13 protein-coding genes are annotated in these 22,140 nt (G+C 70.8%); 5 read left to right on the top strand and 8 right to left on the bottom strand.

Annotated elements, in window-relative coordinates; genetic code table 11:
• Nucleotides 1-5: 5 nt before the first annotated feature.
• Nucleotides 6-140, top strand: coding sequence for a hypothetical protein (locus tag OV427_RS38885; protein WP_267861289.1), 135 nt, complete (start codon nt 6-8; stop codon nt 138-140).
• A gap of 10 nt (nt 141-150) precedes the next feature.
• Here OV427_RS38885 and OV427_RS38880 read toward each other — a convergent pair whose 3' ends face one another.
• The 5 genes from OV427_RS38880 to OV427_RS38860 all read right to left on the bottom strand — a co-directional run bounded on the left by OV427_RS38880 (nt 151) and on the right by OV427_RS38860 (nt 5,459).
• Nucleotides 151-1,515 (bottom strand): glycoside hydrolase family 16 protein, encoded by a 1,365-nt coding sequence (locus tag OV427_RS38880; protein WP_420718318.1) that lies wholly within the window; start codon nt 1,513-1,515, stop codon nt 151-153.
• A 126-nt stretch (nt 1,516-1,641) separates the two neighbouring features.
• Nucleotides 1,642-2,709 (bottom strand): sulfate/molybdate ABC transporter ATP-binding protein, encoded by a 1,068-nt coding sequence (locus OV427_RS38875; RefSeq protein ID WP_267861287.1) that lies wholly within the window; start codon nt 2,707-2,709, stop codon nt 1,642-1,644.
• Entirely contained in the window at nt 2,706-3,554 is an 849-nt protein-coding gene (gene cysW / locus OV427_RS38870; protein ID WP_267861286.1) for a sulfate ABC transporter permease subunit CysW, read from the bottom strand. The genes OV427_RS38875 and cysW overlap by 4 nt, the downstream gene beginning before the upstream one ends.
• Nucleotides 3,555-3,560: 6 nt before the next feature.
• Complete coding sequence (gene cysT, locus OV427_RS38865) at nt 3,561-4,403, bottom strand: sulfate ABC transporter permease subunit CysT (RefSeq protein WP_267861285.1); 843 nt, start codon at nt 4,401-4,403, stop codon at nt 3,561-3,563.
• A 15-nt stretch (nt 4,404-4,418) separates the two neighbouring features.
• Nucleotides 4,419-5,459: a sulfate ABC transporter substrate-binding protein gene (locus OV427_RS38860; protein ID WP_267861284.1), complete on the bottom strand. Its 1,041-nt coding sequence runs from the start codon at nt 5,457-5,459 to the stop codon at nt 4,419-4,421.
• A 341-nt stretch (nt 5,460-5,800) separates the two neighbouring features.
• Between OV427_RS38860 and OV427_RS38855 the strand changes: the two genes are divergently transcribed.
• Nucleotides 5,801-8,380 carry a LamG domain-containing protein gene (locus OV427_RS38855; RefSeq protein WP_267861283.1) on the top strand — a complete coding sequence of 860 codons (2,580 nt, stop codon included), beginning with the start codon at nt 5,801-5,803 and terminating at the stop codon, nt 8,378-8,380.
• A gap of 322 nt (nt 8,381-8,702) precedes the next feature.
• On the opposite strand, the gene OV427_RS38850 is transcribed toward OV427_RS38855, so the two are convergent.
• On the bottom strand, nt 8,703-10,706 hold the full coding sequence (locus OV427_RS38850; protein WP_267861282.1) for a kelch repeat-containing protein: 2,004 nt from the start codon (nt 10,704-10,706) through the stop codon (nt 8,703-8,705).
• Nucleotides 10,707-11,125: 419 nt separating this feature from the next.
• On the bottom strand, nt 11,126-11,929 hold the full coding sequence (locus tag OV427_RS38845; RefSeq protein ID WP_267861281.1) for a hypothetical protein: 804 nt from the start codon (nt 11,927-11,929) through the stop codon (nt 11,126-11,128).
• Nucleotides 11,930-12,439: 510 nt separating this feature from the next.
• Here OV427_RS38845 and OV427_RS38840 point away from each other — a divergent pair.
• Genes OV427_RS38840 through OV427_RS38830 form a run of 3 tightly spaced genes read left to right on the top strand, consistent with a single transcriptional unit; the run spans nt 12,440 to nt 21,522 of the window.
• Nucleotides 12,440-15,844, top strand: a complete 3,405-nt coding sequence (locus OV427_RS38840) for an AAA family ATPase (protein WP_267861280.1) — start codon at nt 12,440-12,442, stop codon at nt 15,842-15,844.
• Nucleotides 15,845-15,848: 4 nt separating this feature from the next.
• Entirely contained in the window at nt 15,849-19,229 is a 3,381-nt protein-coding gene (locus OV427_RS38835) for an AAA family ATPase (RefSeq protein ID WP_267861279.1), read from the top strand.
• A gap of 1 nt (nt 19,230) precedes the next feature.
• Entirely contained in the window at nt 19,231-21,522 is a 2,292-nt protein-coding gene (locus OV427_RS38830; RefSeq protein WP_267861278.1) for an AAA family ATPase, read from the top strand.
• 68 nt (nt 21,523-21,590) lie between these two features.
• Here OV427_RS38830 and OV427_RS38825 read toward each other — a convergent pair whose 3' ends face one another.
• Nucleotides 21,591-22,091, bottom strand: coding sequence for a winged helix-turn-helix transcriptional regulator (locus OV427_RS38825; protein ID WP_267861277.1), 501 nt, complete (start codon nt 22,089-22,091; stop codon nt 21,591-21,593).
• Nucleotides 22,092-22,140: the final 49 nt, after the last annotated feature.

Genomic DNA, 22,140 nt, shown 5'->3' with positions numbered 1-22,140 from the left:
CCCTCATGGACGCCATCCGCCGCTTCGCGGGTGCGTCCCCCGAGCAGGCTGTCTTCTGCCCGGAGGACGACCGCTACCTCATCGACAAGGACTTTCACGTGACGCACTACGAAGTGCCCTTCGCGTCCGTCACGGGCTGACGTCCGGGCTTCAGAGGCGGATGAGCTCCACGTCATCCATGTGGATGAAGTTGCCCGAGTTGCCCACCGTGGCCCGCGTGTGGAAGCCCAGCTCCAGGGAGCCGCCGGTGACGGAGATGGCCGGCGTCTCCACGAGCGTCCACGCCCCATACGTCCCGAGGTCCGTGTACACGGGCGCGCACCCGCCACACGTCTTCGCCTGGATGCGCGCGATGTCGAACGCGCCGCCCTTCCGCACCCACCCGCGGACCCTGTAGTTGCCCGAGGGCAGTCCCGAAGCCACCTGGTACGTCCACACCTCGAACGGTGAGCCGTTGTTCCAGTGCGTCAGGTGGTAGCTGCCCGAGTGCCCGCCGTTGTACGTCTCGCTGAAGTCCGCGGCCTCGGTGGCGTTGGGGCTCCACGTCGCCCAGCCCGTCATGCCGGACTCGAAGCCGGGGTTGGTGAGCGTCGCGGGCGGCACGCTGCCCGCGTCGTACCAGCGCACCCACTCCACCTCCATCGTCTTGCGCTCGCCCGACGCGAGCGCGATGGAGCTGGCGGGCGGGTTGCCGTACCAGTTCCCTCCCATCGCCAGGTTCAGGAGGATGTAGTGGTTCTGCTGGAACGCGGGCTGGTTGTGGAAGAAGTCCGCGGTGGCACGAACCTGGTTGTCCAGCCGGAACACCATCTGCCCCGCCGTCCACTCCACCTCGTACACGTGGAAGCCGTCCGCGACGCTGTAGCCCCGGTTGGCGCCGGTGCCGAAGTGCTGCGCGGCCCCGTTGGCGAAGTAGTGCACCGCCGACTTCATCCACGTCGGCTCATTGGAGTGCCACTCGAGGATGTCGATTTCGCCCGAGCTCGGCCAGCCCACCGTGGAGATGTTGCCGCCCAGCGTCCAGAACGCCGGCCACATGCCGTAGCCGGAAGGCACCTTGATGCTGGCCACGAGCTTCCCGTAGCGCCGCTCCACCTTCCCCTTCGTGTGGATGCGGCCGGAGTAGAACCCGCGCGGCCCGTAGCCCGTGCAGCGCGAGTCCATGGGCCCATCCCCGGTCCGCTCCGCGGTGATGACCAGCTTCCCGCCGCCGACGGTGACGTTCTGCGCGCGCGGAAACTCCAGCTCCCCCGTCCCGAAGTTGCAGTTGTTGGTGACGGGGTCGTAGTTGCTCGTCAGCACGTTCCAGTACGCGCCATTGAGCGCCGTCCCGGTGAAGTCGTCCTGCCAGCCGAGGTTCCACCCCGGCCCCGGGTCATACCCGAGCTCGCCTTGCGCCTGGCTCGCGAGCGGAAGCGGCTCGGGCGCGGAGGAACTCTCCGCTCCGCACCCGCTGGCCAGCACCAGCAAGCCAGCAGCCCACAGCATCGAACGCCCAACCTGTCGTCTGTGCATGTCACTCTCCGGGAAGGGGAAATCCAGGAACTCCACCCTGGACTTACCCGCCGGGCCCGCACGCTCAAACACTTTTTTCGACTAATGGAGAAAGTCCGGGCTTTTCTGGCCGCCCCCGGCTCGGCCTCAGATGGCGTAGTCGCCGAGGAAGACCGTTGCCGACCGGACATCCGCGCGCACCGCGTCGCCCTCGGTCACCCCCAGGGCGTCGAACTCCGAGCGCGGCACCTCCACCGTGACTTCGTCCCCGGTGGGCAGGCGCAGGAGCACCTTCACGTAGCCGCCCACGGGCTTGAAGCGCTCCACCCGGCCGGTGGCCGCGTGTCCGTTCACCGCGCCCACCGGTGACTTCACCAGCTTGATGTCGTGAGGCCGAACGAAGGCCTGCACGGACTCGCCCTCGCGCGCCGCCGCCGGGACGTCCACCGACAGCGAGCCCATGGCCACCCGGCCCGAGCGCACCTGTCCGCGCAGCACGCTGGCCCCGCCGATGAAGGAGGCCACGAAGGGCGACGCGGGCCGGCTGTAGACGTCCTCCGGCGAGCCCGCCTGCGCCACCCGGCCCTCGCTCATCACCACGACGTGCTGCGAAATCTCCAGCGCCTCCTGCTGGTCATGCGTCACCAGCAGCGTGGTGAGGCCCGTGCGCGTGTGCAGGTCATGCAGCCACTCGCGCAACTCCTCGCGCACCCGCGTGTCGAGCGCGCCGAAGGGCTCGTCCAGCAGCAGCACGCGGGGACGGATGGCCAGCGCGCGCGCGAAGGCCACGCGCTGCCGCTGCCCGCCGGAGAGCTGCCCGGGAAAGCGGCTGCCCAGGTCCTCCAGCTGCACGAGGCGCAGCATCTCGTCCACCCGCGCGGCCGTCTCCGCGCGAGGCGTGCTCCGCACCTCCAGTCCGAAAGCGATGTTCTCCCGCACCGTCATGTGCCGGAACAGGGCGTAGCTCTGGAACACGACGCCCACGCCGCGCTGCTGCACGGGCATGGACGTACAGTCCACACCGTCGATGTGGATGCGACCGGCGTCCGGCACCTCCAGCCCGGCCACGAGCCGCAGCAGCGTGGACTTGCCCGCCCCCGACGGCCCCAGCAGCGAGGTGATGGCACCCGCGGGCGCCTGGAAGGAGACGTCCGAGACGGCCGGGGTCCCCTTCTCGGTGAAGCGCCGGGTGACCTGCTCGACGATGATGCTCATGACGCCACACTCCTCCACTCCACGTATTTCTTGACCACCAGCGTGACGAGCGCGAGCAGCGTCAGCAGCGAGGCCACGGCGAAGGCGCCGACGAAGTCGTACTCGTTGTAGAGAATCTCCGCGTGCAGCGGCAGCGTCGTGGTGACGCCGCGCACGTGCCCGGACACCACCGACACGGCGCCGAACTCGCCCATCGCCCGCGCGTTGCAGAGGATGACGCCGTAGATGACGCCCCACTTCACCTTGGGCAGCGTGACACGCCAGAACATCCGCCAGCCGCTCGCGCCCAGCGTCAGCGCCGCCTCCTCCTCGTCGCTGCCCTGGGCCTGCATCACCGGCAGAACCTCACGCGCGACGAAGGGGAACGTGATGAAGACGGTGGCCAGCACGATGCCCGGCACCGCGAAGATGACGTGCAGGTCATGCTCCGCCAACCACGGCCCGAGCCAGCCCTGCCTCCCGAACATCAGCACGAAGATGAGGCCCGCGATGACGGGCGACACGCTGAAGGGCAGGTCGATGAAGGTGATGAGCAGTGAGCGCCCGGGGAAGCGGAACCGGGCGATGAGCCACGCGGCGGCCACGCCGAAGACGAGGTTGAGGGGTACGGAGATGGCCGCCGCAGTCAACGTCAGCCGCATGGCCGACAGCGCCTCCGGGTGGCTGATGGCAGCGGCGTAGGCCTCCCAGCCCTTCTGGAACGCGAAGGAGAAGACGGCCACCAGCGGAACGACGAGGAAGACGCCGAGGAACAGCAGCGCCAGCCCGATGAGCGTCCAGCGAATCACGGCCGGCCCGCCGAGTGTCCGGGTCCGCCGCCGGAGGACGAGGGTGGAGGGGTGCATGGCGCCTCAGTGTCCGGACCGGGCTTCCAGCCGGCGGTGGCTCCAGCGGTGGAGCAGGTTGACGGCCAGCAGCAACAGGAACGACGCGGTCAGCATGACGACGGCGATGGCCGTCGCGCCCGCGTAGTCGTACTGCTCCAGCTTGGTGATGATGAGCAGCGGGACGATTTCAGTCTTCAGCGGCATGTTGCCGGAGATGAAGACGACCGAGCCGTACTCGCCCAGCGCCCGGGCGAACGCGAGCGTGAAGCCGCTGAGCAGCGCGGGAAGGATGCCCGGGAAGAGGACGCGCACGAAGGTCTGCCACGGCGTCGCGCCCAGCGTCGCCGCGGCCTCCTCCACGTCCACGTCGATGTCCTCCAGCACGGGCTGCACCGTGCGCACGACGAAGGGCAGCCCGATGAAGGTGAGCGCCACCGCCACGCCGAGCGACGTGTACGCCACCTTGAGTCCCAGCGCCTCCAGGTACCGGCCGTACCAGCCGTTGGCGGAGAACAGCGTCGTCAGCGTCAGCCCCGCCACCGCGGTGGGCAGCGCGAAGGGCAGGTCCACCAGCGCCTCCACCAAATCCCTCCCCGGGAAGCGGTAACGCACCAGCACCCAGGCCACCAGCAGCCCGAACACGACGTTGGCCAGGGCCGCGGCGAGCGACGCCCCGAAGGTGAGCTGGTACGCCGCGAGCGCCCGCGCGGACGTCACCGTGTCCCAGAACTGCGCCCAGGTGAGGGTGAAGGTCCGGAGGAACAGGCCGGACAGCGGCAGGAGGACGATGAGCCCCAGATAGAACCAACTGAAGCCCAGCGACAGCCTGAAGCCTGGGAGGACGCGGCGACGGGGGGACACGGCCATGGTGCGAGTGCTCTTTCAGCGGGCCTGGGGGGCGTAGATGCGGTCGAACACGCCGCCGTCGTCGAAGTGCGCGGCCTGCGCCTTCTTCCAGCCGCCGAAGACGTCGGCGATGGTGAAGAGGCTCACCTTCGGGAAGAGCGCGGCGTGCTTCTCGGCCACGGCCTGGGCGCGGGGTCGGTAGTAGTGCTTCGCGGCCAGCTCCTGGCCCTCGTCCGAGTAGAGGTACTGGAGGTACGCCTCGGCCACGGCGCGGGTGCCGCGCTTGTCCACGTTCTTGTCCACCACGGTGACGGGCGGCTCGGCGAGGATGCTCACCGACGGGACGACGATTTCGAACTTGTCCTTGCCCACCTCCTTCGTGAGCAGGAAGGCCTCGTTCTCCCAGGCGATGAGCACGTCACCCAGGCCGCGCTCGGCGAAGGTGGTGGTGGAACCGCGCGCGCCCGAGTCCAGCACGGGGACGTTGCGGAACAGCTTCTCCACGAAGGCCTGCGCGGTGGCCTCGCTGCCGCCCTGCTTGCGCAGCGCATAGCCCCACGCCGCCAGGTAGTTCCACCGCGCCCCGCCGGACGTCTTCGGGTTGGGGGTGATGACGGAGACGCCCTCCTTCACCAGGTCCTCCCAGTCCTTGATGCCCTTGGGGTTGCCCTTGCGGACCACGAAGACGATGGTGGACGTGTACGGCGCGCTGTTCTCCGGCAGCCGTGACTGCCAGTTCGCCGGGATGAGCTGGGCCTTGTCGTGGAGCATGTCCACGTCGTACGCGAGCGCCAGCGTGACGACGTCCGCATCCAGCCCGTCGATGACGGCCCGCGCCTGCTTGCCGGAGCCGCCGTGGGACTGCTTGATGGTGACCTTCTGCTTCGTCTTCGCCTCCCAGTGCTTCGCGAACGCGGTGTTGAAGTCCGCGTACAGCTCGCGCGTCGGGTCATACGAGACGTTGAGCAGGGTGACGGCTTCGGTGCCCTTCGACGGCGCGGATGCGTCGCCGCTCGACTTCGAGCAACCGGCCAGGGACAGCGCGAGGAACAGGGGAACCCAGATCTTGGTGCTCATGGGGGGAAAGCCTTTCACTGACTGACCTGCTGCACCTTCCATACGTGACCTCGGTGGTGAATCGAGAGGACGCGATGGAATGGGCCGGGTCCGGGTCCTGAAACTCGAAAGCCCACTCCCTCGCGGGCAGTGGGCTTTTCCGGACCGGCTCGACCAGGGCTCTTCAGGCCACTGGCGGACAGGCGCCCACCGCAGGTGCGTCACAGCAGCAACAAGCGGTGGCGAGCGCGTGGGTCATGAGCGGACGGCACGATGCCTGCCGCTGGCAGGGTTGTCAACGGAGGTGGTCAGCCCGAACCGGACAATTCGAGTATACACTGCTTTCTCCGAAAGGAGCCATCATGGCCCGACGTGCCCCGCCTCCGCGCGCCCTGCTCTTTGCGGCGCTGCTTGCGCTGTCCCTCGTGTCTCCGGAGGCTGCCGCCGCCGGACGCCCCTCGCTGGTGAACACGCGCATCCGCACGCCCTTTGGAGCCAACGGCCACTCGTCGACGATTGATGGGCGCATCTTCGTGGGCAACATCCGCGAGGACCACGCGACGACCACGACCACCTGGCTGGCGCGCGTGTTCCGCCCCGAGGCGGTGACGTACGACGCGCAGGGACGCCCCGGCTTCGACAGCGCCTTCTCCCCCGGACGCACCGTCGACGTGACGAACGGTGAGAATGCGCTCGCGTTCTGCTTCACCAACCCGGCCCAGCCGTACACGCTGTCCGGCGGGCTCGCGGTGTATCAGCCGTACCTCTTCGACTCGCGGATGTTCAACGGCGACAACGTGTTCCGCCGCCGGCCCGTGGACCTGCGGGTGTCGCTGCCCTTCACCGCGCAGGCGGACATCTCGTCGTTCACCACCGGCAACCTGCAGGAGTTGGCGACCACCACCGGCGCGAGGATTCGCGGCATCGAGCCGACGATGACCTCCGACGGCCGCCTCCTCATCTACCAGGGCGGGCCGAACAACGACGGCGCCATTGACCACCTGATGTACACGTACAACGCCACGCCCTGCGCGGCCTCCGGCTGGAGCAACCCGCGCCCGCTGTCGGCGATGTACAGCGACACGAACGCGGGCGTGAAGCGCTACCCGCTCGCGTGGCAGCCGCTGAAGGCCGCCACCGGTGAGGCCTATGGCGCGGGGGCGTACGTTCGCGGCGCCTATGCATGGGTGGACCACGAGGGGCGCAACGTCCTCTACGCCGCCGTCGTCTACACCGACGGCGCGCGCCGCGAGGCGATGAGCCTGATTGGCGCTGACACGGGCTGGACGGCGTACCACATCGACGGGAGCCTCAACACGGACCGGCTCGACATCGCGCACCTCTTCTACTCGGGCCCGATGTGGAACTTCGAGCAGGAGCGCAGCCCCGCGCAGAACTTCCCTCCGGGCACGAGCAACGAGACGCGCTACCTGCCCGTCACCAAGACGCACGACGTGCTCGCGCTCTTCGGCAGCAACACCGCAGACTACAACGAGGTGGACCTTGGCGATTTGAGCGACCCCTTCCACCTGCTCTACCTGCCCATGAACGAGATGGTCACCCGGGCGGGAGCGTATGACCTGGCGCGCACGCCGGACCTGTCCGGCCGCTTCAACACGGGCACGCTCACGGGCACGGCGCAGATTTCTCCGAGCAACGCGGTGACGCAGCCGGCGTCGGACTCGGTGTGGGAGCCGCAGGGCAAGGGCAAGGCGCTCGTCCTTCCGGGCGGCGGCGCCGTCACGGTGAACCTCACGGACCCGAATGGCACGGTGCCCGGCGTGGGCGCCTACGTGCGCGGTTTCACCGTGCAGCTCGCCATCCGCCCGGACGCGGCCATCAACCAGGGCTGCACGGGCAATCCCTACCGATACCTCCTGGCGAAGTCAGGCGGGCTGGACCTCATCTACGAGGTGGACAACACGGTGCAGATGTCCTTCCAGCTCAACGGCCAGCGCGTGCGCCTGGGCCGCAGCCCCGCGCTGCCCGTGGGCGTGTGGAGCCAGCTCGCCTATACGTGGGACGGCGTCAGCGGGCAGTTCAACGAGTACATCAACGGCGTGTCCACGGGCCGTGCGCTGCCCGTCGTCACCGGCTCGTTCCGGCTGGGCACAGGCTCGCTGGCCATCGGCGCGGGCAACGTGATGAACACGCAGGCCTGCCCCACCAACGGCGAGGGCTCGTTCCGGGGCACCATCGACGAGGTTCGCTTCTTCACGCACGCGCGCTCCAACCGCAGCGTGTGCCTGACGACGTACGGCTCGGACTGTAAGGACGAGGCCATCCAGGTGGCTCCCACTGGCGGCCAGTTCGGGATGAACCAGCAGCAGCCGGGTTGCAATGCGTATTCGGCCCTGGGCACGCAGGCGTGCGCGTCCGCCATGCATCGCGTCTGTGCGCAGCGCGGCGCGAATGATGCGCTGGCCACCAGCACCAACGTGTACGAGACGATTCAGCAGCTCATCGGCAACCGTCCGCCCATCTCCCTCCTGGGCGTGCCGGCCGGTGCCACCACCACGGACGTGAGCGTGGCGTGCGCGCCCATCCAGCACCAGAGCCTCGCCGTCACCTTCGAGGAGCTGGCGCGACGGCATGCGGGCTGTGCGGACGAGCGCGTCGCGCATACGCTCGACTGTTCCGCTGCCGTGCACCGTTGGTGCAACGGCCTGGGCTGGACGACGGGGCAGATTTTCGAGACGACCACGCGGCCGTGGGTGGGCTGCTTCAACGCGGGCCTCATCCAGGACGTGCCCAAGGACCAGCTCGGGCCCGTGTCCAATACGGGCAACTTCGCGTCCACGGACTCGCGGCTGGAGGTCAGCCGGTGGTGCCAGGCGCGAGGGTACGGCGCGGGCGTCGTGCAGGAGCTGGGCGCGGGCAGCATCGCCAACGTGCACTGCTTCCAGCCTGCGGTGACGGTGCCCTGGAAGTTCAGCCCGTGAGCGCACCCTTTCTCAGTCACACCCCAGCAGCGTCGGACACGGAGTTCAGCAGCGGGAGGGGCACTACGCCATCTGCTTCGTCACGCCCGACGAGAGACCCGTCGGCCGAGAGGACGCGCTGTTGGCCCGACGTCACCAGGTGTACCAGCGCCCAGGCCGTCACCCCCGAGCGCTGGAGCCGCGACACTCGCAACGAGATGCCGGCAAGTCCCGTGCGCCTCAACCCTTCTCCGAATCTCATCCTAGTTGCGGAGGTGAGGCGCACCGGCTGTACCCTTTCACGCGACAACTGCCGCGACACTCACCGGTAGAATCAAAGTCTTCAAGGCGTGTACACCTCCGCCGTCGCGAGGCCCCCTCCTCCATTGTAGCCGCCCGTCACCAGCACCTTGCCCGAGGGCAGCAGCGTGGCCGTGTGGACTCCGCGGCCTGCGGCGAGGCTTCCGCTGAGAGCCCAGGTGCCCGTCCCCGGGTCGTACACCTCCGCCGTCGCGAGGTCCCCTCCAACACCTTCACTGTAGCCGCCCGTCACCAGCACCTTGCCCGAGGGCAGCAACGTGGCCGGGTGTCTATGGCGGCCCCTGGCGAGGCTGGCGGTGGAGGCCCAGGTGCCCGTCCCCGGGTCGTACACCTCCGCCGTCGCGAGGACACCTCTATCTCTATTGTAGCCGCCCGTCACCAGCACCTTGCCCGAGGGCAGCAGCGTGGCCGTGTGGCCATAGCGGGTCGTGGCGAGGCTTCCGGTGGGGGCCCAGGTGCCCGTCCCCGGGTCGTACACCTCCGCCGTCGCGAAGGCACCTTCATTGGAGCCGCCCGTCACCAACACCTTGCCTGAGGGCAGCAGCGTGGCCGTGTGACCAGAGCGGCCCGCGGCGAGGCTTCCGGTGGGGGCCCAGGTGCCCGTCCCCGGGTCGTACACCTCCGCCGTCACGAGGTCCCCATAGAAGCCTCCCACCACCAGCACCTTGCCCGAGGGCAGCAGCGTGGCCGTGTGGCCATAGCGGCCCGCGGCGAGGCTTCCGGTGGGGGCCCAGGTGCCCGTCCCCGGGTCGTACACCTCCGCCGTCACGAGGTCCCCATAGAAGCCTCCCACCACCAGCACCTTGCCCGAGGGCAGCAGCGTGGCCGTGATGTCAGCGCGGCCTGTGGCGAGGCTTCCGGTGGGAGCCCAGGTGCCCGTCCCTGGGTCGTACACCTCCGCCCTCGCGAGGGAATCTCCATTCCAGCCGCCCGCCACCAGCACCTTGCCTGAAGGCAGCAGCGTGGCCGTGTGTCTATTGCGGCCCGTGGCGAGGCTTCCGGTGGGAGTCCAGGTGCCCGTCCCCGGGTCGTACACCTCCGTCGTCGCGAGGGGCTTTCCATTTTCATTGGAGCCGCCCGCCACCAGCACCTTGCCTGAGGAGGGCAGCAGCGTGGCCGTGTGGTGATAGCGGGTTGTGGCGAGGGTGGCGGTAGGAGTCCAAGTGCCCGTCCCCGGGTCGTACACCTCAGTCGCGAGAGCCCCTCCATCTACTGCGCCGCCCGTCACCAGCACCTTGCCCGAGGGCAGCAGCGTGGCCGTGTGGCCATAGCGGCCCGCAGCGAGGCTTCCGGTGGGAGCCCAGGTGCCCGTCCCCGGGTCGTACACCTCCGCCGTCGCGCGGGCCTCTCCATTTCCATTGAAGCCGCCCGTCACCAGCACCTTGCCCGAGGGCAGCAGCGTGGCCGTGTGGTGATAGCGGGTCGCGGCGAGGCTGGCGGTGGGGGCCCAGGTGCCCGTCTCCGGGTCATACACCTCCGCCGTCGCGCGGGTTCCTAAATTTCCATTGAAGCCGCCCGTCACCAGCACCTTGCCCGAGGGCAGCAGCGTGGCCGTGTGGTCTTCACGGCCCGCGGCGAGGCTGGCGGTGGAGGACCAGGTCCCCGTCCCCGGGTCGTACACCTCCGCCGTCGCGAGGGTTCCTCCATTGGAGCCGCCCGTCACCAGCACCTTGCCCGAGGGCAGCAGCGTGGCCGTGTGACCATCGCGGCCCGCAGCGAGGCTGGCGGTGGAGGACCAGGTCCCCGTCCCCGGGTCGTACACCTCCGCCGTCGCGAGGGTTTCTCGATTGTAGCCGCCCGTCACCAGCACCTTGCCCGACCACAACAGCGTGGCCGTGTGTCTATTGCGGCCCGTGGCGAGGCTTCCGGTGGGAGCCCAGGTGCCCGTCCCCGGGTCGTACACCTCCGCCGTTGCGAGCCCCCCTCCATTTTCATTGGAGCCGCCCGTCACCAGCACCTTGCCCGACCACAACAGCGTGGCCGTGTGGCTATAGCGGCCCGTGGCGAGGCTTCCGGTGGGAGCCACCGTCGGGCAATCGGGGATGCCAATAGCGGAGAACGCAATGGAGCGTGAGAGGCCCAAGGCATTCGTCACGGTAACCGTGAATGAAGCGATGACTCCTGAGGTCACGCACGCAGGAGCTCTCCAGGTGGCTCTGCTGATGGTGGCGGCTTGCTCCTCAACGTCCAACGCGCCGACGTTCACGGACCAGGAGAAGTGGAGTGGGCTGCCCCTCGGGTCCTGCGCAGCGACTTGGAAGGTCAGCTCGCCACCTCCTTCGACGTACGAAGAAGACCTGGGCTCTTCGATGAAATTCGGCGCTCCCGTGCCACAGCGCTCCGGGTTGCGCTGGCAGAAGTCTCGTTGTCCCTGCTCGAAGTCGAGGCAGCCCGAGGCGAGGCCCCACAGCGCACTCAACAGCAATAGACGAAGGGTGTACCTGCTCATGGCCACCTCCCGAAGACGAAGGCCGACGTCCCGTCAGTAGCCGCACCAAGGCTCACCGCTTCCTCAGAGGGGCCCCCCAGCAGGTACATGCCCGCGGATACCCCCAGACTCACGATGCCGGCGCCCGCCAGTCCCAAGGCGACCGCCTGGTAGGTGCGTCCTCGCGAGCTGCTGCGCTCCACATCCTTGAGGGTGGCCAGACTCGCGTCATTGCCCTGCAGCTTTCCCCATTCACCTCTGGCCAGGGCATAGGACACCCCGCCCCCCACCACCAGCGCCCCTCCCACCGCCGCCGGCAGCCACGCGCGGCTCCCACGTTTGTCGCCCGCCCGCACCTGCGCCGCCGGCACAGCCGCAGGGGTGGACAGCGCCGAAGGCGCGGGAGCGGGCACGTCCCCTCGCGTCGCAGCGGGGACCTCCGCCGCAGGCGGTTGCACCTGGACTGCGGCACGCTTCGCCGCCAGCGCCCTGAATTCGCTCTTCACCTTCTGACGCATGCTCTCGAAGCGCACCTGCACCTTGGGGGAGACCTTTGCCGGCAACTGCGCGTCCGGCGACAGCACGAGGGCTGCTCGGAAGGCCGCGTCGGCCTCCTCGTTGCGGGTGAGGTCGGCCAGGATGATGCCCTCATAGAGGGACAGGAGCACGTCGTCCGCCACCCCGCCAGAGACGCTCCTGGCAAGCGCGAGCTGCTTCAGTGCCCGCTCGTACTCCAGCTCCTCGTAGAAGTGTGTCGCGGAGAGTAGATAGGCCTCCACCGTCCCGCGCTTCTGGGCCTGGCTGGCACTGGGCACCAGCACGAGGCACCCCAGTAGCACTGCCGCGGGAATCCTCTCTCTCAGCGCGCGACGATGCCTCCGCGCGCCGCACTCATCCCTCCGCCTCTGCCTGTCCATGGACGTCCCCGTCGGCTGTGACTGCCCCTCCAGGGTACGTCAGCTCCATGCGATTGCGCGTGGAGCCATACCTGCAGCGGCAGCGGCTGGAGACTGTATATGGAATATGCGTTCCGGAGGTGACCGGGTCTGTCCTGCACTACGTTTTCAACGATAGACGTCCGCGGGCACTGGTCGACTACGTCAATGACACCAACGTCAGACACGTGCTTCACGTTGGCCCTCACTCAAGCGATCCTCGAACCCTTCGTGGCAGATGGCGCCAACTTGAACGGCTTCAAGCGGGCGCGCTCCGTGCGCGAATCCAATTGACGGCCTGCGGGACGCCACCGCTGGGCTGATTCACCAGCCTCGGTCAGCTCCCCCGAGCCCACGTCGTCGCTGTGCGCCACCGTGCTAGCGTGAGCCCCCTCCATGAACTTCCGTTTCCAATGCTGGGTGCAGCGACATGCCAGCGGGCGCGTCACGCTCACACCGCTGGCCCTGCCCCACCTCGCCGTGCACGCGGACACGCTGGAGAAGGCCACCGAGGAGCTGACGCTCGCGCTGGATGACCAGCTCACCCGCGTCCACCCCCGCCGCGTGCCGGAGTTCATCGCCACGTCGGATGGCGTCCTCCATACGCTCGAAGTCCAGGGCATCAAGGTCTGGGGGCCGGAGTACAACACCGTCTCGCCACTCCCCTTCTCCGCCGTCGTCGCCCCCGCGCACCAGTCCTTCACCGGACTGCACGCCCCGCGCCTCGGCACACACCTCTGGTTCCAGGGCAAGGCGCTCCCCAAGGACGCCTCGGAGCGGCTGGGCGAGCAGTTGGAGGAACTCTCCGACGCGCGCCTGCTCGCGCTGCGCCCGGACGGGCCCGAGTCGCTGGTGGAGCTGGAGGTGCAGGCCACGCCCACGCCGCTCTCCGCCCTCACCCCGCGCCAGCTCCACCTGGACATCCGCCCGCCGCCTCGGCCTCTGGATGCGCCCTCGGAGAAGTCGGACGCCGGCCCGGATGACGACGATGAGGACGCGCTGGACCTGGACACGTGGGAGCCTCGCCGCCGCCGCGCCCGCCGCGACACGGGCGCGAAGCCGGAGAAGCCGCCGCCCACGCCCACGCTGGACCGCATCGCCGTGCCCTGGCACAAGCTGGCGCAGGAGGGGCAGCTCGACGCCGCGTACGAGCAGGATGCCCTGGTGACGCTGCTCCGCGCGCGCCTCGCCGCGAAGGACGCCGAGTCCGTGGTGCTGGTGGGCCCTTCGGGCGTGGGGAAGACAGCGGTGCTCCACGCGCTCGCCCAGGCGATGCGCGCCCCCACCGCCTCCGCGTCCGAGAAGGCCCGACCCTTCTTCTTCCTCGACGGCAGCCGCCTCATCGCGGGCGAAGGCATGTGGGGCGACTGGCAGCAGCAGGTGGTGCGCTGCTTCCGCGAGGCCGCCGAGTCCCATGCGCTCCTCTCGCTGGGCCACGCGGTGGACCTGCTGGACGCGGGCAAGAGCGCCCACAGCGACCAGAACGTGGCCCAGTTGCTCCTGCCGCTGCTCGCCACCCGCGAGGTGTCCGTGGTGGCCGAGGCCACGCCGGAGACGTGGGCCCAGGTAGAACGCCGCAACACCAGCTTCGCGCGCCTCTTCTCCGTGGTGCGCGTGGAGGAGCCCGCGCCGGATGCGCTGGCCCGCATCCTCGCGCACGTGGCCGAGGACGACGCGGGGCCGAAGCCGCTGGAGGTGCTGCCCGAGGCGCTCGACGAGGCGCGCTTCCTCTGCCGCCGCTTCCTGCCCTACGGCGCGCAGGTGGGCAACGCGGTGGCCTTCCTCCGCCGCCTGCTGGCCACGTGCTCGCACGCCGCGCAGCCGCGCGTCACGCGCCTGGACGCCATCCGCCAGTTCGCCTCCGAGTCCGGCATCCCCGAGTCGCTCCTGCGCGACGACGTCCCGCTGGAGGCGGGCCAGGTGCGCACCTTCCTCTCCACGCGCGTGCTGGGGCAGGAGGTCGCGGTGGAGCGCGCGGCGTCCGTGGTGTCCGTGCTGAAGGCGGGCCTCGCCGACACGCGCCGTCCGCTGGGCGTGCTGCTCTTCGTGGGCCCCACCGGCGTGGGCAAGACGGAGTTGTCCAAGGCGCTGGCGGAGCTGCTCTTCGGTGCGAAGGAGCGCATGGTCCGCCTGGACATGGGCGAGTACGCCGGCCCGGACGCACTGCTGCGCCTGCTGGGGGATGGCGCGACGCCCGGGCACCTGTCCGCGGCGGTGCGCCGCCAGCCCTTCTGCGTGGTGCTGCTGGACGAGGTGGAGAAGGCCCACCCCGCCGTGCACGACGCGCTGCTCGGCGTGCTGGGCGAAGGCCGCCTCACCGACGCGTCCGGCCGCTTCACCGACTTCCGCAACGCGGTGCTCGTCCTCACCAGCAACCTGGGCGCGGACACCTGGCGGGCCCGCGTGGGCTTCGACTCCTCCGGCGGCGCGCCCGACACCGCCGCCCTGCGCGCGCACTACCTCGCCGAGGTGCAGCGATTCTTCCGTCCGGAGCTGTTCAACCGACTGGATGACGTCGTCGTCTTCTCGCCGTTGTCCGCGGACCTGCTGCGTCGGCTGGTGGTGCGCGAGGTGGAGGCCGTGTGCCGCCGCCCCGGGCTGTCCCTCCACGACGCGGGGCTGGAAGTCTCCCCTTCCGCGCTGGACTGGCTGGCGGCTCGCGGCTTCGACCCGCGCTACGGCGCCCGGCCCCTCAAGCGCGCGCTGGAGCGGGAACTGGTGGTGCCGGTGGCGGCGTGGCTCGCCGCGCACCCTCGGGGCGGCGCGGTGAAGCTGTACGTAGAGGCCGGCGACGCGGGGCTCTCGCTGCGCGCGGAGGCCGTGGGCGGCGACGCCGAGGGCGTGGGACGGCAGGCCATCGAGAAGGTGCTGGAGGACTCGGCCACCCTGCGCGCGGAGGTGCAGCGTTGGAGCCGCTCCGAGCCCATGCTGGCCCTGCGCCGCGAGCTGGCCGTCTTCGACAAGGCGTCGCGGCAGCCGGCCTACTGGGAGGAGCGCGCCCTGGCCGAGGAGTCCTCGCGCAAGTCGTCCGAGGCGCGCGAGCTGGACAAGGCCTTCCGCGACTGCGCGCAGCAGGCCGAGGCCGTGGAGGACCTCCTCTTCGAGGCGCACCTCACGCGCGCCGTGGGACAGGCGGAGTCCATGGCCCGCGACGTCGCCCAGTTGAGGCGGACCTTCCAGCCCCTGCGCGAGCGCCTCTACGCCAGCCTCTTCCACTCCTCGCGCGGCGCCACCCTCTTCCTCGTCCCCGGGCGCGGCGCATGGCCGCACCTGAGCATGCTGGCGAAGGCGTACGAGGCCTGGGCGACGTCGCAGTCCATCACCTTCCAGCGCGCCCTGCTCAGGCCCGCCGAGCCGAAGGACGGCGAGAAGCCGAAGCCCCCGCGCAAGGACACCCCGCTCTTCTGGGGCTGGGAGAAGAAGACCGCGTTGGAAGAGGTGAAGCCCCCTCCGGCCGCGTATGCGCTGCAGCTCACCGGCGGCACGCTGCCACTGCTGCTCGCGGGCGAGCACGGCGTGCACCGCTTCGTCGAGGGCAGCCAGGCCGCGCTGGTGCGCATCCGCTTCGAGCCGCAGCCCCTGTCGCTGCACGCAATGCCGGCGCTGGAGGACCTGGAGAAGTCACTGACGAAGCAGGAGGTGCGCCGGGTGCGTCCTTCCACCAGCGACATGGTGGGCGGCTCGCTGGAGGACCTGCGCACTGGCGCGAAGCAGCGCTACGGGCCGGAAGGTCCGGACCTGGAAGCACTGGTGGAAGCGTGGTTGCAGTGGCGCGTCTTCGGCGCGCGGGAGGAGGGCTGACACCATGGACCTCAAGCTGCCCCTGGTGGTGGTACCGCTCGGCGGACGACTGGTGCAGGCGTGGGTGCCCGCCTTCTGGCCCCGGCTGAGCCGCGTGGGCCCCAGCCTCTCCACCCTGCGTGATGAATTGGCGCTCGCCGTCATGGAGCGTTTCGAGAACGAGTCCGCGGCCAACGTGGCGGCCTACCAGTTCCCCCCGCACCTGGCGCTGCGCCACGTGAAGGTGGACACGGAGGCGAGGGACCGCGAGAAGAACACGCGCGTCGTCCTCCAGGGCCGCCTGGGCGTGCTGCTGGAGAAGTGGCCACGCGACGACTTCTGGGTGGTGACGCCCACCCGGCTGCCCGAAGCCCGCTTCGCGCTCCGCTCCCCGGATGCACTGCCCCAGGCGCTCGCGCGCCGGCTGGCCACTTGGTGCCTGGAGCGCGACCTGACGGACCTGAAGGAGGTCTGGGCCACCGGACGCGAGCGGCTGGAGTTGCTGGAAGTGGACGCCTACGCACCCACCATCCTTCCCCGGACGCCGCCCAAGCCGCCCACCCCGGCCCGCCGCCGCAAGGCCGCCGGGAAGAAGAAGGACGAGCCCGCCCCGGAGACGCCCGAGCAGCGCGAGGCCCGCCGCAACCGCCGCCGCCTGTCCCTCGTGGAGCTGCGCGCGGTGGCGCGCAACCTGAGCCATGGCGCGCGCGACGGCACGCTGGAGCGCTGCTTCGGCCGCGAGGCACTGGTGCGCGAAGTGGTGGACGCGCTGGAGGGCCGCGAGGGCGCCGCGATTGTCCTGGTGGGGCCGTCCGGCTCCGGCAAGACGGCGCTCGTCCACGAGGTGGTCAGCCGCCTCACCGCGCGGCAGGACGCCGCCGGCAACCGGCGCGACGTGTGGCGCGTGGACGGCAACCAGTTCATCGCGGGCATGATGTACGTGGGCCAGTGGGAGGCGCGCGCGCGCGGCGTGGTGCAGGAGTTGGTGGAGGTGGGCGACCTGCTCTACGTGGACGACCTGGCCTCGCTCGTCTACGCGGGGCGCACGCAGAACGAGCGCACCAACGTGGCGCAGTACCTTGAGCCGCACCTGGCGCGCGGCGAATTGACGGTGCTGGCCGAGACCACGCCGGAGCGCTTCGAGCGCGTGCGCGAGGAGGCCCCCACCTTCGCCTCGCTCTTCCGCGTGGTGCACGTGCCCTCGCTGGACGCGCGCAGCACGCTGCCCGCCCTGCTGGGCACACTGCGGGAGTTGGAGGCCGCGAGCCACGCCGGCGCGGTGCGGCTGTCCCCTCTGGCGCTGGAGACGCTGCTGGACTTGCAGCAGCGCTTCGTCGCGCACGAGGCCTTCCCGGGCAAGGCCGTCCGGCTGCTGCGCCGGGTGGTGTCTCGGCCCGGCACCGAGGAACGAGGCGTGCGCCGCTTCACGCAGGAGGACGTCACCTCCGCCATGCGCGAGCAGACGGGCCTGCCAGACTTCGTGCTGGGCAGCGCGCCGCCGAAGACGCGCGAGGCGCTGGAGCGCGAACTGGCCGCGCAGGTGGCGGGCCAGCCGGAGGCGGTGTCCGCGGTGGTGGATGCCATCCTCACGCTGCAGCGCTCATTGCAGCCTCCGGACAAGCCGCTGGCCACCTACCTCTTCGTGGGCCCCACCGGCGTGGGCAAGACGGAGACGGCGAAGGCCCTGGCGCGCACCCTCTTCGGCAGCGAGGGGCGGCTGGTGCGCTTCGACATGTCGGAGTTCGTGTCCGCGTCCAGCATCACCCGGCTGCTCGGCATGCCGGGCGCCCCGGACGGGGAGCTGACCACCGCGCTGCGCACCCAGCCCTTCTGCGTGGTGCTCTTCGACGAGGTGGAGAAGGCCCACCCGCGCATCTTCGACGCCCTGCTCCAGTTCCTCGGCGAGGGGCGGCTGACGGACGGCGCCGGCCGCACGGTGGATGCGCGCCAGGCGGTGGTGGTGCTGACGTCCAACCTGGGCGTGCGCGAGGCCGCCGCCCGCACCGGCTTCGCCCGCACGGCCGAGAGCGCGGAGGCGCACTACCTCTCCTCGGTGCGCGCCTTCTTCCGTCCGGAGTTCTTCAACCGGTTGGACCGGGTGGTGCCCTTCCGCCCGCTGACGCCCGCCGCGCTGCGCGTGGTGGTGGAGCACGCGCTGGAGTCGCTGCTGTCGCGCCGGGGCATCCGCCGCGGCAACGTGCTGGTGGAGGTGGAGCCCGCGCTGCTCGACCTGCTCGTGGAGCAGGCCTATGACCCGCGCTACGGTGCGCGTCCGCTCAAGCGCGCGCTGGAGCGGCGCCTCACGGTGCCCCTGGCCCACCACCTGGTGCGGCGCGGCGCCGAGGACCTCGCCCGCGTGGAGCTCTTCCGCCGGGGCGACGACATGGGCCTGTCCGTGGAGCTGATGGTGCGCGAGCCGGCGTGGGCTCCGGAGCCGGATGCGGCGGTCTGGACACTGGCGGATGTGTCGCGCGAGCTGGAGGAGGCGCTGGCCCGGTTGGACGCGCTTTCGGCCCGCGAGGCGGCACGGCCCCCCTCCGGGGACGTGCACCCGGAGGCGGTGGAGCTGGTCGAACGGCTGGAGCGCCTCGCGGCGGAGGCGGTGGACATCCGCGAGAACGAGCTGGCGGAGCGTGACTTCCTCGAGACGGAAGCGCCCGTGCCGAAGGAGCTTGCGCGTGGCATGGACTGGAGCCGCAACCCGGGACGGGGCGGCCTCCGGGCCCGGCCGGCCTATTCTTCCGTCCCCCAGCCGGTGTCTCGTGAGGAGCGACTGCGCCGCTGCCGGCCCCGCGTCGTGGCCTTGAGGGACGAGGTGGACTGGCTGGCGCACCAGCTCGCGTGCCGTGAGCGCGGCCCGGACGTGCGGGTGGTCCTCATCGAGGGGTTGGGAGATGCGCCCGCGTCCGCGCTGGAGGCGGTGGTGCGCGCACTGCCGCAGGCCCTGGGCCGCACGGCGGTGCACGAGGAGCGCATGGAGCCGGATGGAACCATCGCCTGGGCGGCGCCCGGCTCACAGCGGCCCACGGGAGTGCGGGTGCGGCGCATGGCCGTGGGCCTCGCTGCGTTCGGCCTCGCGGAGGTACTGGCGCCGCTGGAGGGCTACGCGCTGGTGGAGACGCTCCGTGGCGACGTGGTGCGTCCCGCGCCCGTGCGCATGGAGCTGATGGAAGGCGACGCGGGGCTGCTGGACGACGTCTCGAAGGCAGTGGCCTCGCGGGACGCGGTCCGCGCGAAGGAGCGCGAGGCGCGGCGGGCGGGGACGGCGCAGGAGCAGGGCGCGGGCCGCGTGGTGGTGGAGGGAAGTGAGAGCGGACTGCTTCACCTGGCGAGCCGGCGCACGCCGTCCGAAGCGCTTGCCTGGGCGGGACGCGTGCTGCGGCGGACGGCCCGGGAGGAGGGCTGACATGGACAAGGACTTCCACCTCTTCGTGCGCCGCTACCCCGGACTGGGCGTGGCGGCCCATGTGTTGACGCACCCGCACCTGGCCTCGTTCGCCAGTGACTTGAACACCGCGCGGCTCGACCTGGCGGAGGTGGTGGGCCGCCTCCTGCGGCGTGGCGAGCTGTGGGACGAGGTGACGCACTGGGCGGACCTGCGCCAGCGCCGCATGGCCCTCACCGTGCGCGCCATGCAACACGGGCGCCTGCTGCCCGTGCCCCTGCGCCTGACGGTGGTGACGCATGGCGGACGCCGCGGCGCCCGGGCCGTGCGCAAGGGTGACGCGAAGGGGCCGCTGCGGGTGTGGGTGCCTCGCGTGGGCGTGGAGGGCACGCTGGAGGACGTGGCCGACCTGGAGCCGTACGTCGAGGAGTTGGTCCGTCACGAGCTGTACCTCGCGCCGCTGGAGCGGCTGCACGGACTGGCGTACCTGGGCGAGGAGTCGGTGGAGACGCTGTCGGTGCCGTCGCGCATGAAGCAGACGCCGAAGGCCCGTGCCGTGGAGGAGGCCGCGAAGCAGCCGAAGCGCCCGCCTCCGCCCCCGGGGCTCGCCGAGGCCAGCCGCTGCCTCAACGAGGAGGCCCGCGCCGGACTGTTGGAGCGGGCGTGGGAGCGCGACACAGAGGTGGCCCGGCTCGCCGAGGCCGTCACCGCGAGCACCCGCGCCAGCGTGCTGCTGGTGGGGCCTCCATCGGTGGGCAAGACGGCGCTGGTGCACGAACTGGTGCAGCGCGCGGAAGGCGCCGCGGCCGGCAATCCGCTGCACGGGCTGGAGGTGTACAGCACGTCGGGCGGCCGCATCATGGCGGGCATGCGCTACCTGGGGCAGTGGCAGGAGCGTGTGCAACGCATGGTGGAGGCGCTCCGCGTGCGCCGCGCGGTGCTGCACCTGGACAGCCTGTCGGAGCTGCTCTCGCTGGGCGGCGGCGACACGGGCCTGGACGTGGCGCGCCACCTGCTGCCGGCGCTGGAGGGCGGCGAGGTGGCGCTGGTGCTGGAGGCCACGCCGGAGGACGTGGCCCGTGCGGAGCGGACCCATGGGGCCTTCCTGCAGGCGCTGCGGCACTTCTCGGTGGCGCCCCTGGCCTCCGTGGCCGCGCGCGCCGCACTCCAGCAGGCTTCTCAGCGGGTGGCCCGCGCGCGCAAGGTGCGCTTCTCCCTGGACGCGCTGGACCGCGCAGCCGAGCTGACGGAGCGCTTCGGAGACGGCCCGCCGCCCGGTGGCGCGGTGTCCCTGCTGCGCTCGGCCAGCACCCAGCCCTCCGCCACCGGCGAGGTGGACGCGGCAGGGGTGACGCGCGCCTTCTGCACCCGCACCGGCTACCCGCGCGAGCTGGTGGACACGTCCGTGCGCCTGGACCCGGAGGCGCTGCTGCGGCGCTTCCGCGAGCGCATCGTCGGCCAGGACGAGGCCACGCTGCTGTTGCGCAACCTCATCGTCACGCTGAAGACGGGACTGGCGGACCCGTCGCGCCCGCTGGGCGCCTTCCTGCTGCTGGGCCCCACCGGCGTGGGGAAGACGGAGTCGGCGCTCGCGCTGGCGGAGTACCTCTTCGGCGACACGGCCCGGTTGGCCCGCTTCGACATGGCGGAGTACGCGGCGCCGGGCAGCGCCGCACGGCTGGTGGGCGAGGTGGGCGGCCAGCAGGGCGGACTCGCGCGGCGCGTGCGCGAGCAGCCCTTCGGCGTGGTGCTGCTGGACGAGGTGGAGAAGGCGGACGCGGGCGTCCACGATTTGCTGTTGCAGGTGCTGGGCGAGGGGCGCCTCACGGACGGCACCGGCCGCACCGTCAGCTTCCGCAACACCGTGGTGCTGCTCACCAGCAACCTGGGGGCGGACAGCGCGGGGCGCTCGGTCGGCTTTGGCGGAGGCAGCGTGCGCGACCTGGAGCAGCACTACCTGGGCGCCGCCACCGCCTTCTTCCGTCCCGAGCTGCTGAACCGGCTGGACCAGGTGGTGCCCTACCGCGCGCTCACGCCGGAGGTCATCCGGGCGCTGGCCCGGCGCACGCTGGAGGCGGCCCTGACGCGCGAGGGACTCACCCGCCGTGGCGTGAAGGTGTCCTTCGGGGAGGACGTCGTGGAGCACCTCGCGCGCACCGGCTTCGACGCGCGCTACGGCGCCCGGCCCCTGAAGCGCGCGGTGGAGCAACACGTGGTGACGCCCCTGGCGCAGTGGCTCGCCGCGCATGCGAGCGCACCACCCGCACAGGTGGTGCTGCGGGTGGGGGCGGATGGACGGGTGGAGCTCGGCTAGCGCGTGTTGGCAGACCTCAGCCCGGCGAAGGGTTCGACGCGCCGGGCCTGGGCTCCTACAGGCTTCCTCTAGCGGGCACGGCGCGCCAGTGCCTTCTCGTAGGCGGCCTGCAGCTCGCCGAACACCGAGCGCGCCGGACGCGGCGCTCCGAGATGCAGGTGGCGCAGCTCGTCCATGAAGGCGTTCCAAAGCGGAGCGCCGCCCTTTTCCAGCAGCTCCGCGCGCACGGACAATTCCCTGCTCGGGCGCGTATGCCGGCGGCCCCAGGCGCCCATGTGCGCGAGGAGCGGCACGAGCTGGATGCCCGCTTCGGTGAGGCTGTAGATGCCTTTCTGCCGGTGTTTCGGGTCGGGGCGTCGCGTCAGCAGGCCGTACGCGGTCAGGCGCTTCAGCCTGTCTGCGAGGATGTTCGAGGCGATGCCCTCTTCGCTCTGCGCGAGCAGCTCGCCGTAGCTGCGCCGGTTTCCGAACATGACGTCGCGGATGACGATCAGGCTCCAGCGGTCGCCGAGCTGTTCGAGCGTCAGGTTGATCGGGCAGCCGGAGCGCCCTGTCTGTGACACGGCCATTCTCCTGAGATTACTCCTTGCAGGATGCAAGTGGTAGGAGCAGGATTCA

Source organism: Pyxidicoccus sp. MSG2 (assembly GCF_026626705.1).
Taxonomy (GTDB): domain Bacteria; phylum Myxococcota; class Myxococcia; order Myxococcales; family Myxococcaceae; genus Myxococcus.
This window is presented reverse-complemented; position numbering and strand designations above follow the sequence as displayed.